Here is a 15,368-nt window from a genome sequence, read left to right as displayed (position 1 = left end):
ACTAACGCTCCTGGTCATAGCTGTTACTTGACTGCTCGGATCCCGCGTTGCGGCCCTGCTGGACACCGCGTCGCAGGTTGCTCAACCTGCCACGGATGTCCTCCGGGGCCCGGGAGACCTCGGGGCCTCCCTGCGGCGTCGTCTCCGCAGCGCCCTCGACCAGGTTGGCCTTGGGCACCCGCCGGGGGAGACCGGAGGGGGTGACCCCGCCGGCCTTCGGCTCACGGAGCTTGGCGGCCTGCTGCCAGCGCTCGTCGTTGTTCGAGCGCCAGTCCGCAGGGCCTTCCGATTCCCCGGTGGCCTCCTCCGGTGCCGCGGGCTGCTGCTGACGCTGCGGCCGCTGCTCGAAGAGGGATCCGGAGGACTCCGTTTCCTGCTGTCCCGACCGCTGCTGCGGCTGGCTGCCGCGTCGCGGCAGCCCCGCCCCGGTCACCTGGTGGCCGGTGTCGGCAGTGGCGCCCGGACGGTCGAAGCCTACGCGCTCCGCGGCCGGTTCGGGAGCGGCCGGTGATTCCGATTCGGTCCCGTAATCCTGCTGGTAGGAGCCCGAGTAGGTGTTCTGCTGGGGCCAGTCCGCAGCGCTGGAGAGGGAATCGTACCCGCCGTCGTAGGCAGGGGTTTCCTGTCGCTGATCCGTGTACCCGGGTTCCGGATACGCGTACTCCTGCTGGGTGTACGCGTCGTATCCCTGCCCGGCCTGAGCGGATTCGTAACCGAGGTCGTAGCCCTGCGCGGGCTGCTGCTCGTAACCCTGGTACGGCTGGTACGCGTGCTCCGGCTGCGGTTCCGGATAATCCGCCGCGGGCTCGTCGTACGGGGACTGCGACGGCGACTGCGGCGCCGACTGGAGCTGCGCCTGCTCCTGCGGGTAGCCGACCTGCGCCTCCAGCGCGGCCCGGCGCTCCTCACGGCCCAGGGACCGGCCGACGGGGTCGGCGGTGGGCTCGGCAGGCTGGTCGTAGCCCGGCTGGTCGGCCCGGTGGACCTCGTAGCGCGAGTCGTCGAAGCCGAGCTCGGCGGCCGTGCGCAGCGCGGCCGGCTGCTGGGCGTGCTGGCGCGGGATCATCTGGGAGACCGTGAAGTCGTCCGCCGGGATCTCCTCGCCACCGCCACCGTGGGTGATGGCGTCGGGGAGCATGACCAGCGAGGTGGTGCCGGCCGCCTCGCCCGAGGGGCGCAGCTGGACGCGGATGCCGTGCCGGTCGGCCAGCCGGCCGACCACGAACAGACCCATGCGCTGCGAGATCGCGGCGTCCACGGTCGGCGGGTTGGCCAGCTTGTGGTTGATGTCCGCGAAGTCCTCGGCCGTGAGGCCGATTCCCTTGTCGTGGATCTCGACCATCACGCGGCCGTCGGGCAGACGCGTCGCGTTGACCCGGACCTTGGTCTGCGGGGAGGAGAAGGTGGTGGCGTTCTCCAGCAGCTCGGCGAGCAGGTGCACGAGGTCGGTCACGGCCTGGCCGTGGATCTCGGCCTCGGAGACGCCCGACAGCTCGACGCGCTCGTACTGTTCCACCTCGGAGGAGGCGGCGCGCAGGACGTCGACGAGGGGGACCGGCTGGTCCCAGCGGCGGCCCGGCTCCTCGCCCGCGAGGATGAGGAGGTTCTCGCCGTTGCGGCGCATGCGGGTGGCCAGGTGGTCCAGGCGGAACAGGTTCTCCAGCTGGTCCGGGTCGGCCTCGTTGTTCTCCAGCTCGGTGATCAGGGTCAGCTGGCCCTCGATCAGCGACTGGTTGCGCATGGAGAGGTTCGTGAAGATCGCGTTGACGTTGCCCCGGAGGAGGGCCTGCTCGGCGGCGAGCCGGACGGCCTCCCGGTGGACCTGGTCGAAGGCGCGGGCGACCTCGCCGATCTCGTCCTGGGAGTCGATCGGGATCGGCACGACCCGGGTGTCGACCTTGCCCGGGTCGGTGCGCGAGAGCTGGTCGACGAGCATCGGCAGGCGCTGCTCGGCGATGTCGAAGGCGGCGCTGCGCAGACGGCGCATGGCCTTGCCCATCTGGCGGGCCATCATGCCGGCCAGGATGAAGGCGGCGAGCAGGGCCACGACCACGATGGCGCCGGTCAGGATGGCGTCGTTGCGGGCCTCGTCGGAGACCGCGACGGAGTCCTTGAGGGCCTTGGCGAGGAGTTCCTTCTCCAGCTCGGCGTAGCCGTCGAACTTGGCGGTGGCGGCGGCCTGCCACGCTGCCGGGGTGGTGCCGTCCTGCGCGAGCTTGGAGGGCTTCTCGCCGCTGGCTATCGCCTCGGTCATACCGGTGAGCGCGGAGTTGTTGACCACCGGCGGGGCGTGGAAGACGGTGCCCGCCTGCTCGGCCGCCTGCTTGGCGGCGGCGAGCTTCTGGGCGCCCTCCTCGGACTTCTTGCCCATGATCTCGCGCAGTCGCGCGACGTCCTCGTCGGTGCCGGCGGCGACGTACTCGCCGATGGCGATCTCTTCGAGGTAGGCGTACGAGGAGAAGGCGACGAGCTGGGCCTTGCGGATGTCCTCGTTGGCGTTCGGCCGGACCAGCAGGTGGGTGCCCACCGAGCGCTGCAGCGAGTTCGCGGCCTTCGACAGTTCGAGCGCGTAGACCATGCGGCCGTACGAGGTCACGTTGCCGGTGCCGAGGCCCAGCTCGTTGGAGAACTGCATGAGGTAGTGCTGGACCAGCACGTACCCCTCTTCGGTCGGGATCGGGCCCAGGGCCCTGGGGAGGGCCTTCTTCGCCGTCTCGGGCGCCGCGTAGGCCGTCTTGCGGACCTGCTCCAGCTTCGGCTCCTCCTGTCGGAAGAGCTCCAGGCGGCGTTCCAGACCCTGGCCCTCGGGCAGGTCCTTCGCGGCTTCGGTGAACTTCGCCTTCGCGGCGTCGGTGGCGGCGTAGGCCTTCAGGACGGGCTCGGACTCGCGCTGCCCCCTGAGCAGGGGATCGGCCGTCAGGTCGCGCTCGTTCAGCAGCGCCTGGCCGTACTCGGCGGCGGCCTGGACGATGACCGCGGTCTTCTCGGCGTCCTTGGCCTCGTTCCAGGTGTCGATGGAGCCCTTCACCTGGAAACCGCCCATGACCAGTCCGACGAGGACCGGCACGAGCAGGATGGCGTTCAGACGGGTCGGCACACGCCAGTTGCGGGGCGAGAACCTGCTGGTGCTGCCCGCGCTCGCGGATGGCTCCACGGGTACGTCAAGGGAAGACGTCGCCGCGCGAGGCGGCGGGGTGAAGTTGCCGCGCGCGGGTTCATCCGCGGGGCTCAAGTTGCTTCGCCTCACTCGACCAACAACCTCTCGGCGGTGCTACTAGCTAGTTCGTTGAATTCCAGCACGGTTAACGGCCGTGTTCCAAACAGTTGAAATCGGCCGTTCCTAGAGCCTTATGCCCCACATAAATCGGACATAAAGAGCGTCCCGCGGCAAAAACGGGGCCGGTTATCAGCACAGCGACACCGCGCGAACGCACCGTGTCGCCAACTCCCGCCAATTCTCTGTCGAAACGTTATGAACGAAGGGGGCGGGCCGTGTCGCATGACACAGCCCGCCCCCCAAAACCAGCCATGGAAGCCCTCGTTGCGCGGCGCCCCCGCGCGGGCCGCCGAGCGAGCCCCCGCGCGAGCTCCTGCGTGAGCCGCTACGTGAGCCGCTACTTGAGCCGCGCCATCAGGGCGTGCTCGACGAGCGTGATGAGCGCGCTCTTGGCGTCCGCGCGGTGGCGGGCGTCGGTGGTGATGATGGGGGCGTCCGGGCCGATCTGCAGGGCCTCGCGGACTTCCTCCGGGGTGTAGGGCTGGTGCCCCTCGAAACCGTTGAGCGCCACGACGAACGGCAGACCGCTGTTCTCGAAGTAGTCGACGGCCGGGAAGCAGTCGGCCAGGCGCCGCGTGTCGACCAGGACGATCGCCCCGATCGCGCCGCGCACCAGGTCGTCCCACATGAACCAGAAGCGGTCCTGTCCCGGGGTACCGAAGAGGTACAGGATCAGGTCCTGGTCGAGGGTGATGCGGCCGAAGTCCATGGCGACCGTGGTGGTCGTCTTGTCCCCGGTGTGGGTCAGGTCGTCGATGCCCGCGCTCGCGGACGTCATCACGGCCTCGGTGCGCAGCGGGTTGATCTCGGAGACGGCGCCGACGAACGTGGTCTTGCCCACGCCGAAGCCACCCGCCACCACGATCTTCGCGGAGGTGGTGGAGCGAGGAGCCGCTCCGCCGTTAGAGCTTGCGAAGTCCACTGAGCACCCTTTCGAGCAGCGTTACATCCGGCGTGCCGCCGGCCTCTCCATTGCCCGGCTGGTGGATGGCCACCATGCCGGCCTCCGCCAGGTCGGCGACGAGGATCCGTGCGACGCCGAGCGGCATGTTGAGCAGTGCGGAGACCTCCGCGACCGACTTGACCTCACGGCAGAGGGTGCAGATGCGCTGGTGCTCCGGGAGCAGCCCGGACAGGTGCATCGGATCGGCCGTGGTGCTGACCAGTGCCTCGATGGCGAGCTGGTAGCGCGGTCGGGTCCGGCCACCGGTCATCGCGTACGGACGCACCAGCGGCTGGTCGCCTTCCGAGTACGAGTCTCCGTACTGATCGGAATAGGCGGGGGGCGGGGTCATTGATCCTCCGGGCTGGACAGCAATGGTCAGCGTGCCGTCTGACGGGGCGGCCGGTGGGGGGACGGTATGACGGCCTGATGGCGGTACTGGGTTCCGGGGCCGCGGCCCCGGTCCCCCGGCCGGCAGTACCGTCCGGCCGGGAGAGCGGCAGTCAGATGAGCAGGCTTCCCTGCAGTTCCGCGCGCAGGTCCGGGGTGAGGACGCTGCCGGCGCGGTCCACGAGGAGGGCCATCTCGTATCCCACGAGGCCGATGTCGCACTCGGGGTGCGCCAGTACGGCCAGCGAGGATCCGTCGGAGACCGACATCAGGAAGAGGAATCCGCGGTCCATCTCCACCACCGTCTGGTTGACGGCGCCGCCCTCGAAGATGCGGGACGCGCCCGCGGTGAGGGAGGTCAGCCCGGAGGCCACCGCGGCGAGCTGGTCGGCCCGGTCACGGGGGAAGCCCTCGGACATGGCCAGAAGGAGGCCGTCGGCGGAGACCACCACGGTGTGGGACACCCCGGGGGTGTTGTCCACGAAGTTGGTGATCAACCAGTTCAGGTTCTGTGCCGCCTGGCTCATCGAACTCAACTATCGCTCCTGCTGGTAAGTGGGGTCGATGTGGTACTGGCCGGTGGCGGGGCCGGTGGTGCCGGCCTGCCGTCCCTGCTGGATACCGCGTCGGAGGTTGGTGAGACGGCCGCGGACATCGTCCGGAGACCGCGAAACCTGGGGGCCGGCCTGTGCTTCGGCCTGCTGCTGCGCGGTGCCGGCCACGAGGTTCGCCCGCGGGACCCGGCGGGGCAGACCCGACGTCGTGATGCCGCCGGCGGCGGGCTGGCGCACGCGCTCGGCCTGCCGCATCAGCTCGTCGTTCGGCGAGGAGCGCCAGCTCACGGTCGGTACCGCGCCGGTGGCCGTGGTGGCCGTCTGCGCGGGCTCGGCCGGAGCCTGCTCCTGGCCGCGCTGCGGCAGCTGGTGCTGCTGCGCGCGCTGCGGGGCGCCGGGAGCCGCCGGAGCGGACTGCTGCGCCTGCTGGGGCACCGCCGGTACCTGCGCGGGGGGCTGAGCGCCCTCCTCGCGGAACCAGTTCGACTCCAGCGTGTCGAAGATCGGGCTGCGGCCCCCACCGTTCGGACCCGCCGGGGGCAGCGCCTCCGGACGGGGCGCCTGCGGCAGCTGCGGAGCCTCCGCGCGCGGCGGCGGTACGGGGGTGTAGTCGCTCTGGGGCTGCGGAGCCTGGCCGGGCTGGGCGAAGCCGCCGACACCCGGGCCGCCGGGCCGCTGGGGCTGGAAGTCCTGGCGGGCGAACTGGCCGGTGGAGGCCGGGTCGCCGAACTCAGGACGGGCGAACTGCCCCGTGGAGGCGGGGTCGCCGAACTCCGGGCGGGCGAACTGCCCCGTGGAGGACGGGTCACCGAACTCCGGACGGGCGAACTGGCCCGTGGCGCCGCTGTCCTGGCCGCCGGCGGGGCCGGCCTGCGGGGCCGGGGCGTTGAAGTCGGGGCGCGGGAACTCGGACGTGGAACCGGGGCCCGACAGCTCGTCGTGGCCGCGCGGAACGTCGTGACCGCGCTGGCCCGAGCCCCACGTGGTGGTCTGGGGCGCCGCGGCGGGTCCACCGCCCGCGCCCGGGAGCTCCGGACGGGGCGCGCCACCGCGCGGCGGAAGCTGCGGCCGGGGGCCGCGGGCGGCGGGACCGCCCGGCTGCGGCCGGCCCGGCAGGCCCTGCTGCCCCTGCTGCTGCGGAGCCTGCTGGGGCTGCTGCCCCGACTGGCCCTGCTGCGGCCGCTCGAAGCCGTTGCCCTGCGGGAAGCCGCCGGGACCGGACGCCGTGGGGACGCCGACCGGAGGACGGGCCTGCGGACCGCCGAAGCCGCCCGGGCCGCCGGGACCCGGGAGCGGGCCGCGGCCGGGCAGCGGAGCACCCGCACCGAAGGCGCTCTGGGTCTGGCCGCCGGGGCCCTGCTGCGGCGCGGGCCGTCCGCCCTGCGGGCCGGAACCCTGGGGCTGACCGCCGGGGCCGCCGTCGCGGCCCGGCAGGGCCGCGCGCTGGTTACCGGCGGACACCTGGCCGCGCTGCGGACCGGCGCCCACGGGGGGACGCCCGCCGGGAGCCGGGATCGAGCCCTGCGGCTGCCCGCCGGGACCGCCCTGGCCGGGGGCGCCGGAGGCACCCTGGCCGCCGGGTCCGCCCTGGCCGGGCATCGGAGCGGGCTTCTTGCCGCCCTGGGCGACGTCCACCGGCAGCATGACGAGGGCCGTCGTACCGCCCGAGTCGGAGGGGCGCAGCTGGATGCGGATGCCGTGTCGCAGGGACAGGCGGCCGACCACGAACAGACCCATGCGGCGGGAGACGGAGACGTCCACGGTGGGCGGCGACGCGAGCCGCTCGTTGATCGCGGCGAGGTCCTCGGGGGAGAGGCCGATGCCGGTGTCGTGGATCTCGACGAGCACGCGGCCGTCGGGCAGCGCGTGACCGGTGACCTTGACCTTGGTCTGCGGGGAGGAGAACGAGGTGGCGTTCTCCAGCAGCTCGGCGAGCAGGTGCACGAGGTCGTTGACGACGCGGCCGGCCACGTCGGTGCCGGGCACCGACGAGAGTTCGATGCGCTCGTACTGCTCCACCTCGGACGCCGCGGCACGGAGCACGTCGACGAGCGGGACGGGGCGGGTCCACCGGCGGCCCGGCTCCTCGCCCGCGAGGACGAGGAGGTTTTCGCCGTTACGGCGCATGCGGGTCGCGAGGTGGTCGAGCTTGAAGAGCGAGGACAGCTGGTCCGGGTCGGCCTCGCGCGACTCCAGCTCGGAGATGAGCGAGAGCTGGCGCTGGATGAGGCCCTGCGAACGGCGCGAGAGGTTGGTGAACATCGCGTTGACGTTGCCTCGCAGGAGGGCCTGCTCGGCGGCGAGGCGGACGGCCTCGCGGTGCACGTCGTCGAAGGCCGCGGCCACCTGGCCGATCTCGTCGCGGGTGTGCAGACCGACGGACTCCACCGTCGTGTCCACGTCCTGCGGGTCGGACTCGGACAGCTGCTTGACGAGCTCGGGCAGCCGGTCCTGGGCGACGCGGGTCGCGGTGTCCTGGAGGCGGCGCAGCGAGCGGATCATCGAGCGGGCCATGACGAAGGCGCCGACGAGGGAGACACCGAGGACGAGGAGGATCAGCGCACCGTTGATGAGGGCGTCGCGCTGCGACTCGTTCTTGAGCTCGCGGGCCTTCTGCTCCATGTCCTCGAGCAGGGTGATCTCGATGGTCCTCATGGCCTGGAGCTTGACGTCGTCCGCGTCGTACCAGTCCATCCAGGACCGCTTCTGCTCCTTGGCGAACTGGCCCTGGTTGCCGAGGACGCGGCGCGCGTAGCCGTCGGCGGTACCGATCTCCTGGTTGCCGTCGCCGAGCGAGGCGAGGAGCTCCTCGGGCTTGCCCTGGTAGGCGAGTTCGAAGGTCTTCTGCGCCTGCTCCTCGCTGTTCTGCGCGGAGCGGGCGTAGAGCCGGTCGTTCTCGCTGATGTTGCCGGGCTTCGAGGTGTCGGCGGGGAGCGCGGCGGCGATGACCGCGCGCTGGATGGAGGCGTACTCCTTGGCGGAGGAGAACGCGGCCAGCGCACGGGTGCGCTTGATCATCTCGGGGTTCGAGGTGGCCTGGGCCATGTCCTGCGAGAGCGAGAGCAGCGAGACGACCAGCGCGTTGTACTCGGTGACGGTCTGCTGGGCGCCGTTCTGGTACGCGTTCTTGCGGATCTCTTCGAGGTTGTTGAGCCCGTGCGCGATCTGCAGGATGTTGTTGCGGATCGACCGGAGCGTCTCGTCGTTGCCCTCGGCGACGTCGACCTTGTCGGTCGCGGCGGCGAAGGACCGGACGGCGGAGTCGGTCGAGTCGCGGACGCCCTGCACGAGGGTGCTGGTCTGACCCGACTTGTCGACGGACAGCGGACCGGCGGAGTTGTCACGCTCGGCCTGGAGCATGGCGGCCAGGTTGGTGGCCTGCCGGGTCATCGTCGTCAGCAGCTGCATGTGCTCCAGCTGCGCGATGTCGTTGAGCGAGTCGTTGATGCGGAAGCCACCGAGGGTGGTGGCGGCGACGACCGGCAGCGTCAGCAGCGACACCAGTCGCGTGCTGATGCGCCAGTTCTGCATGGCCAGACGGGAACCGGACCCACGCGGGGTCTGGGGTATCGCGACGTCGCGGCTGCCCGACTCGTCGTCGGCCTTGGAGCCGCCCTTCGGCTTGGCGCGGCCCTTGGGCTTCGCCGCGGCGGAGCCGTCGGGGCCCCCGCTCTCGACAGCCGGCCCGCGGTTCTGGGCGTGCTGGGGCGAGGAGCCACGGTCGGTCCCGCCGCGCGGGTCCTGCTCCGGCGCGGCTTCCCCACGGCCCTGACGGGCCTGGGGAGACCCCTTGTCATCCCTCTTGAATCGTCCCTGCACTAGCGTCGCAACCTCTGGACCAGGCGTCCCGCCGGGCGACCGGTGGGACGGTGTCGAGTCGTGGGGCAATGCGCCCCATGGTGGTCGTCGGTGACCGGCGCGTCTCCCTCTCCGTTGCCGCCGCGCTCGGCGCTGTCTCGCGCCACCTGCGCGCCGGCTGATTCCCGCGGCGGTCCCGCGAATTCCAGCACAGAGGCGGATCTCCAACAAGGTGCGCGTCCCGGCCCGGACAGTCGGTCACGTCCGGTGACGCATGCGCTACCCGTCGTGGAGGCCAATTCGTATGGAATCGGACTTACGCCGCCCAAACCTCGCGTCCGGCAAGCTGTCCCAGTCGCGATGATCGGCAGCGGAATGGCGCATTCAGTGGCGCAATGTCCGCTTTGTGGGGCGGAATTGACTGACCGTTATGCCCGTAATGCCTGGTCGCTGGTGAGCAAACTCACATAGCCATGGCCATTACTTCCCGGTTCGGCGGGGGATTCAGATGTTTAGCCTTGAGCTTTACAGGCTTGCCGTGAGCGACAAGCGGCACTCCGAAGGCATCCCGGCGGCGCCCGCCGCCACCATCCGACCTAGTGAGCCGAGGGCTTCGCACTCCGATGAAGACGACGATGATGTTCCGCAACATAGCCAACCCGCGCCGCACCACCCTCGCGCACCTGAAGGACGCCGAGGAGCTGCAGGCCGTGCCGGTCCCGGAGCACACCGTCGAGCTGCCGGCCCAGACCGCGAACCCGCGCCGCACCATCCTCATGGACGCCCCGGCCGCCGTCACCGCGCCGTAGTCCCGCCGACAAGCCGCGCGATGCGTCGGCCCCCACCGCGTTAGCCTGGAGTCCGCAGACTCCAGCCAGCGGAAATACAGAGGGGCAGACGCAACACGTGCGCATCGCCAGGTTCTCCATCGACGGCAATGTCGCGTTCGGCGCGGTCGAGGGCAGCACTGCCCTCGGCGCCGAGGGTGAGCTCGTCCTCGACATCATCAAGGGCATTCCGTTCGCGGACTTCGAGCTCTCGGGCACGAAGGTCCCGCTGAACAAGGTCCGGCTGCTGCCGCCCGTGCTCCCCAACAAGGTCGTGGCCATCGGCCGCAACTACGCGGAGCACGCGGCGGAGCTCGGCAACGAGGTCCCGGACGTCCCCATCACCTTCTTCAAGCCCTCCACCTCGGTGGTCGGCCCGGGCGACCCGATCGCGTACCCCTCCTTCTCCCAGGACCTCCACCACGAGGCGGAGCTCGCCGTGGTCATCGGCCGCATGTGCCGCGAGGTCCCGCGCGAGCGCGTCAAGGACGTCATCCTCGGCTACACCTGCGCCAACGACGTCACCGCGCGCGACGTGCAGCAGCGCGAGAAGCAGTGGGCCCGCGCCAAGGGCTTCGACAGCTCCTGCCCCCTCGGCCCCTGGATCGAGACGGACCTCGACCCCGGCGACCTGACCATCCAGTGCACCGTCAACGGCGAACAGCGCCAGCTCGGCCGCACCAGCGAGATGGTCCGCTCCATCGAGGACCTGATCGTCCACATCACCGAGGCCATGACGCTGCTCCCGGGCGACGTCATCCTCACGGGGACCCCGGCCGGAGTCGGCCCCCTGCACGTCGGCGACGAGGTCGCCGTCACCATCGAAGGCATCGGCACTCTCACCAACAAGGTGATCAAGCGTGGCTAACGCGACCCCCCGCGTACGTTTCTGTCCGTCCCCGACCGGCAACCCCCACGTGGGTCTGGTCCGCACGGCCCTCTTCAACTGGGCGTTCGCCCGCCACCACGGCGGTACGTTCGTCTTCCGCATCGAGGACACCGACGCGGCCCGCGACTCCGAGGAGTCCTACGGCCAGCTGCTCGACTCGCTGCGCTGGCTCGGCTTCACCTGGGACGAGGGCCCCGAGGTCGGCGGCCCGCACGCCCCGTACCGCCAGTCCGAGCGCATGGACATCTACAAGGACGTCGCGCGCAAGCTCCTCGACGGCGGGTACGCGTACCCCTGCTACTGCACCACCGAGGAACTGGACGCCCGCCGCGACGCCGCCCGCGCCGCCGGCAGGCCCTCCGGCTACGACGGCACCTGCCGCGAGCTCTCGGACGAGCAGAAGGCCGCGTACGAGGCCGAGGGCCGCACCTCGATCGTCCGCTTCCGGATGCCCGACGAGCCGATCACCTTCACGGACCTGGTCCGCGGCGAGCTGACCTTCACCCCGGACAACGTGCCGGACTTCGGCATCGTCCGGGCCAACGGCGCCCCGCTCTACACGCTCGTCAACCCCGTCGACGACGCGCTGATGGAGATCACCCACGTCCTGCGCGGCGAGGACCTGCTCTCCTCCACCCCCCGCCAGATCGCGCTCTACGGGGCCCTGATCGAGCTCGGCGTCGCCAAGGCCGTGCCGGCCTTCGGCCACCTGCCGTACGTGATGGGCGAGGGCAACAAGAAGCTCTCCAAGCGCGACCCCGAGGCCTCGCTCAACCTGTACCGCGAGCGCGGCTTCCTCCCCGAGGGCCTGCTGAACTACCTCTCGCTGCTCGGCTGGTCCTTCTCCAAGGACCAGGACATCTTCTCGATCGAGGAGATGGTGGCGAAGTTCGACATCCCGGACGTCAACGCCAACCCGGCGCGCTTCGACCTCAAGAAGGCCGAGTCGATCAACGCCGACCACATCCGGCTGCTCGACCCGAAGGTCTTCGCGGACCGCTGCGCCCCGTGGCTGCAGGCCCCGCACGCCAACTGGGCGCCCGAGGACTTCGACACCGCCGCCTGGGAGCGCATCGCGCCGTACGCCCAGACCCGCGTCACGGTCCTGTCCGACATCACGGACAACGTCGACTTCCTGTTCCTGAAGGAGCCCGTCGAGGACCAGGCCTCGTGGGACAAGGCGATGAAGGGCGACCCGGCCGCCCTCCTCACCACGGCCCGCGAGAACCTCGCCGCCGCGGACTGGTCCGACCCGGAGTCGCTCAAGCAGGCGGTCCTCACCGCCGGCGAGACCCACGGCCTCAAGCTCGGCAAGGCCCAGGCCCCGGTCCGCGTGGCCGTCACCGGCCGCACGATCGGCCTCCCGCTCTTCGAGTCCCTCGAAATCCTGGGCAAGGACCGCTCCCTGTCCCGCATCGACGCGACCCTGGCGAAGCTGGCCGCGTAGCAAGACGTCCGCGCGTACGCGCAGAGGCCCGGCCCCCGTCGATCCACTTCGGGGGCCGGGCCTTTCGGCGTACCGGGCGGGGGCGCGAGGCCGGCCGGGTCAGCCCTCCGCGACCAGGCTCCGGGCCGCCGCGAGCTTCTTCTGGTGCAGTTCGCGCAGTTTTCCGAGCGCCCCGGTGTCCTTGGCGATCAGCGCCGTCTGAATTCCCGACTCAGCGGTGAACCAGGAATCCAGCAGGTTCGTTTTCTGCTTGCACGCCATATCGGCTTGTGCGGTGGCCTTCTCCTCGGGCCGTACGGGACCGTCCTGGAAGTCCTTCACGCCCAGCGGATCCATCGGAGAGGCGTAGGTGTAGCCTTTTTCCTTCATGCAGGCGGACCATGTGCGGAACAGGGCCTGAACCTCGGGCAGTGCGAGGGAGTCCGTGTAGCTCTGCATCGATATCCCGCGTGCGACGTTGACGCTTTCAGGGTCTTCGTAGCCTTTTCGGAAATCCTGGATCGACTGACCCAGGCAGCCGTCTTCCGGGACGGGCGTTCCCCGGTACTCAAGTGGCCCCAGCTTGCCTTCGGAGCCGCGCCTGCCGTAGAGCACGAATATTTCGTCCTTGCCGAGCTGCTTTCCTTTGGTCTCGGCGGGGGCGGGGGGCATGCGGTATCCGAAGGAAAGGGCCTCCGACGCGTCGGACAATCCGTAACGGCGATCGGCGCTCACGGGTGCGCGCTCCGGCGCGGGAGGCTCGTACGCCAGCGAATAGCGGGACATGCACCGCTTCGCCAATACCTGCTCGGCGGCCTCGATCGTGGAGTATTCCTCGGCGGTGAAGCTGTACGCGCCGATGGGCAGCCGGAACGTGTAGGTCCGGGCCGCCGCCGCCGCGGCGGAAGCGGATGCCGAGACCGAAGGCCGTGCCGTGCCGTTGGCCGAGGGCGCCCCGGCGGTGCGCTGCGGGGACTCCGAGGCCGTGCACCCGGCGAGGGCGAACACGGCGAGTACGGCGGTGGACGTCGCCAGTCTTCTCATGGTCATGCTTTCCCTGCTGGGCGCCGCGTCCCCTTGGGAGAGCACGCGGCGCCTGCATGCAGTGCGCTGAGCAGGATGTCGGACGGACGCCTCAGAAGTTGTAGCAGTTGACGCCGGTGCGTGAGCCGAAGCCGAGCGAGGCGTTGTCGTTGTAGGTGTTCACCAGCTTGTACGCACGGCTGACGGAAGGAACCGTGTCGCAGGCGCCGACGAATCCGCTGCGGAAGAAGACGGTGGCCTTCTGCATGCTGCCGTTGTAAAAGCCGCCGGCGTTGTTCTTGACGTTCTGGCCCTTTCCTGCGCCATTGTCCAGGAACTTGTAGCCCGCGAGGTCGGCGATCTCGCCGTCCCAGCCGCTACGGCCGGTGAAGGTGATGCGCGACCCGCCGTCACTTCCGGAGTTGTAGTAGAAGGTTCCGCAGTTCGCATCCCAGTCGTTGCAGTAAATGCCGACGCCGCCGGCCTGGGCGGGAGTGACGGTGAACGCGACGGCGGCGGCGACGGGAAGGGCCACGGCCAAAGTGCGCTGAAGAGCTCGCATGAATTTCCCCCATAGTTGAACGGAAATTACCCAGAAGCTTGCGGACGCAGTGTAGGGGGACGTCGGGTCGGAGCGTCAAGCGGATATATTCGGAATTCTATATTCCGTCTGGGAGTCCGGAGGGACCCGAATTCCGCCCGTATGCCGCGGGGTCCGTCTCGCGGAAGCGGAAGCGGAGGCGGCGTCAGCCCCCGCCCCCTCGCCGCGCAAGTACATCGGCGAACGGCCGCCGCCCCCGGGGCGTTCCGCGTAGGGTCGGCCGCATGGCGATCCGTGCGGTGCTCTGGGACATCGACGACACCCTTTTCGACTACACCCGGGCCGACCGGGCCGGGCTCGCGGCGCACCTGGTCGCCGAGGGGCTCGCGGAGCGGTACGGGGCTCCGGCCGAGGCGCTCGCGCTGTGGCGGCGGATCACCGACCGGCACTGGGCGCTGTTCGCGGCCGGCCAGGGCACCTTCCAGGGGCAGCGCCGGGACCGGGTGCGGGAGTTCCTCGGGGAGCCCGCGCTGACCGACGCGCAGGCCGACGACTGGTTCGGGCGCTACGTGGCGCACTACACGGCCGCCTGGGAGCTGTTCCCCGATGTGGTGCCCGTACTGGACGCCCTGGCCGGCGGTTACCGGCACGGGGTGCTCTCCAACTCCTCCGTGGTCAACCAGGACCCCAAGCTGCGCCGGCTCGGCCTGCGCGACCGTTTCGAGGTCCTGGTGTGCGCCGTCGAGCTGGGCGTCAGCAAGCCCGAGGCCGGCGCCTTCCTGGCCGCGTGCGCCGAGATGGGCCTGGAGCCGGGGGAGGTGGTCTACGTGGGGGACCAGCCCGAGATCGACGCGCGCGGCGCCCGTGACGCCGGGCTGACGGCGGTGTGGCTCGACCGGGACGGATCGCGCGGCCCCGGGCCGGAGGGTGTGCACCGGATCGCCGGACTCGACCGGCTCCCGCAGGTGCTGGCCGGGGATACCCGTTTTGGAGCACGGTCAGGCATCCGGTAATGTTCTTTCTGCGCCGCCCGAGCGGGCCGAAAGGCCGGGCCGGAGACGCTAACCGAACGAAAGTCCCTCAGGGTCTTGAGTTTTGGTGGGCTATAGTGTAATTGGCAACACGAGGGTTTCTGGTTCCCTTATTCTAGGTTCGAGTCCTGGTAGCCCAGCGCAGTTCAGCAGTGACGCAGTGCTTGCCCCCGTTGTGTAGCGGCCTAGCACGCCGCCCTCTCAAGGCGGTAGCGCCGGTTCGAATCCGGTCGGGGGTACAGATCCTTCCCGTGAGATGTTCAGGGTCGCACCCGGATGTTTTGATGCAGGATCGCTAGGGCCCCCGTTGTGTAGCGGCCTAGCACGCCGCCCTCTCAAGGCGGTAGCGCCGGTTCGAATCCGGTCGGGGGTACGGTGTCTAGCTGGTCTAGACCTTTGGGCTATAGTGTAATTGGCAACACGAGAGTTTCTGGTTCTCTTATTCTAGGTTCGAGTCCTGGTAGCCCAGCGCAGTACCGCAGTAACAGCTAGCCCCCGTTGTGTAGCGGCCTAGCACGCCGCCCTCTCAAGGCGGTAGCGCCGGTTCGAATCCGGTCGGGGGTACGCACAGAAGAGGCCGCCCGCTTCGGCGTGTCGGGCCACTGAACCGGCCCGCTCTCCTACCCTCGGCCGGATGCGCGAGTACTCCCCCGACCTGACCCCGCACTG

11 protein-coding genes and 5 tRNA genes are annotated in these 15,368 nt (G+C 70.2%); 9 read left to right on the top strand and 7 right to left on the bottom strand.

Translation table 11 applies throughout. The features are described 5' to 3' along the window. Window position 1: 1 nt before the first annotated feature. From ACWCP2_RS34690 to ACWCP2_RS34670, 5 genes are all read right to left on the bottom strand, one after another. On the bottom strand, window positions 2-3,247 hold the full coding sequence (locus ACWCP2_RS34690) for a nitrate- and nitrite sensing domain-containing protein (protein ID WP_450912544.1): 3,246 nt from the start codon (window positions 3,245-3,247) through the stop codon (window positions 2-4). Window positions 3,248-3,614: 367 nt separating this feature from the next. Further along, a complete protein-coding gene (locus ACWCP2_RS34685) occupies window positions 3,615-4,199 on the bottom strand; it encodes a GTP-binding protein (protein ID WP_243337754.1) in 585 nt (194 codons plus the stop codon). Continuing rightward, on the bottom strand, window positions 4,180-4,572 hold the full coding sequence (locus ACWCP2_RS34680; protein ID WP_243337752.1) for a DUF742 domain-containing protein: 393 nt from the start codon (window positions 4,570-4,572) through the stop codon (window positions 4,180-4,182). Before ACWCP2_RS34680 ends, ACWCP2_RS34685 begins: the two co-directional genes overlap by 20 nt. 151 nt (window positions 4,573-4,723) lie before the next feature. Then, a complete protein-coding gene (locus ACWCP2_RS34675) occupies window positions 4,724-5,137 on the bottom strand; it encodes a roadblock/LC7 domain-containing protein (RefSeq protein WP_008739864.1) in 414 nt (137 codons plus the stop codon). A gap of 9 nt (window positions 5,138-5,146) precedes the next feature. Then, window positions 5,147-8,983 (bottom strand): nitrate- and nitrite sensing domain-containing protein, encoded by a 3,837-nt coding sequence (locus ACWCP2_RS34670; protein WP_450912543.1) that lies wholly within the window; start codon window positions 8,981-8,983, stop codon window positions 5,147-5,149. Window positions 8,984-9,585: 602 nt separating this feature from the next. Here ACWCP2_RS34670 and ACWCP2_RS34665 point away from each other — a divergent pair. The 3 genes from ACWCP2_RS34665 to gltX all read left to right on the top strand — a co-directional run bounded on the left by ACWCP2_RS34665 (window position 9,586) and on the right by gltX (window position 12,125). Beyond that, window positions 9,586-9,771 carry a hypothetical protein gene (locus ACWCP2_RS34665; RefSeq protein WP_450912542.1) on the top strand — a complete coding sequence of 62 codons (186 nt, stop codon included), beginning with the start codon at window positions 9,586-9,588 and terminating at the stop codon, window positions 9,769-9,771. 97 nt (window positions 9,772-9,868) lie between these two features. Then, window positions 9,869-10,657 (top strand): fumarylacetoacetate hydrolase family protein, encoded by a 789-nt coding sequence (locus ACWCP2_RS34660; protein WP_450912541.1) that lies wholly within the window; start codon window positions 9,869-9,871, stop codon window positions 10,655-10,657. Then, the gene (gltX, locus tag ACWCP2_RS34655; RefSeq protein WP_450912540.1) at window positions 10,650-12,125 is read left to right on the top strand and encodes a glutamate--tRNA ligase; all 1,476 of its coding nucleotides are present in this window, start codon (window positions 10,650-10,652) and stop codon (window positions 12,123-12,125) included. Before ACWCP2_RS34660 ends, gltX begins: the two co-directional genes overlap by 8 nt. A 99-nt stretch (window positions 12,126-12,224) precedes the next feature. On the opposite strand, the gene ACWCP2_RS34650 is transcribed toward gltX, so the two are convergent. Then, window positions 12,225-13,148 carry a hypothetical protein gene (locus ACWCP2_RS34650; protein WP_450912539.1) on the bottom strand — a complete coding sequence of 308 codons (924 nt, stop codon included), beginning with the start codon at window positions 13,146-13,148 and terminating at the stop codon, window positions 12,225-12,227. Window positions 13,149-13,239: 91 nt separating this feature from the next. Then, window positions 13,240-13,689 (bottom strand): peptidase inhibitor family I36 protein, encoded by a 450-nt coding sequence (locus ACWCP2_RS34645; RefSeq protein WP_450912538.1) that lies wholly within the window; start codon window positions 13,687-13,689, stop codon window positions 13,240-13,242. Window positions 13,690-13,952: 263 nt separating this feature from the next. Between ACWCP2_RS34645 and ACWCP2_RS34640 the strand changes: the two genes are divergently transcribed. The 6 genes from ACWCP2_RS34640 (at window position 13,953) to ACWCP2_RS34615 (ending at window position 15,263) form a co-directional block, all read left to right on the top strand. Further along, on the top strand, window positions 13,953-14,681 hold the full coding sequence (locus ACWCP2_RS34640) for an HAD family hydrolase (RefSeq protein ID WP_450912537.1): 729 nt from the start codon (window positions 13,953-13,955) through the stop codon (window positions 14,679-14,681). A gap of 86 nt (window positions 14,682-14,767) precedes the next feature. Continuing rightward, window positions 14,768-14,839 (top strand) — tRNA-Gln (locus tag ACWCP2_RS34635). A gap of 26 nt (window positions 14,840-14,865) precedes the next feature. Next, a tRNA-Glu gene (locus ACWCP2_RS34630) sits at window positions 14,866-14,938 on the top strand. A gap of 61 nt (window positions 14,939-14,999) precedes the next feature. After that, window positions 15,000-15,072 (top strand) — tRNA-Glu (locus ACWCP2_RS34625). A gap of 24 nt (window positions 15,073-15,096) precedes the next feature. Further along, window positions 15,097-15,168, top strand: a tRNA-Gln gene (locus ACWCP2_RS34620). 22 nt (window positions 15,169-15,190) lie between these two features. Further along, window positions 15,191-15,263: transfer RNA gene (locus ACWCP2_RS34615), tRNA-Glu, on the top strand. The last annotated feature ends 105 nt before the right edge of the window (window positions 15,264-15,368 follow it).

The sequence above is a fragment of the Streptomyces sp. NPDC002104 genome (assembly GCF_053593795.1).
Note: the sequence above shows the minus strand (reverse complement) of the source record. Positions and strands in the feature narration are given on the sequence as shown.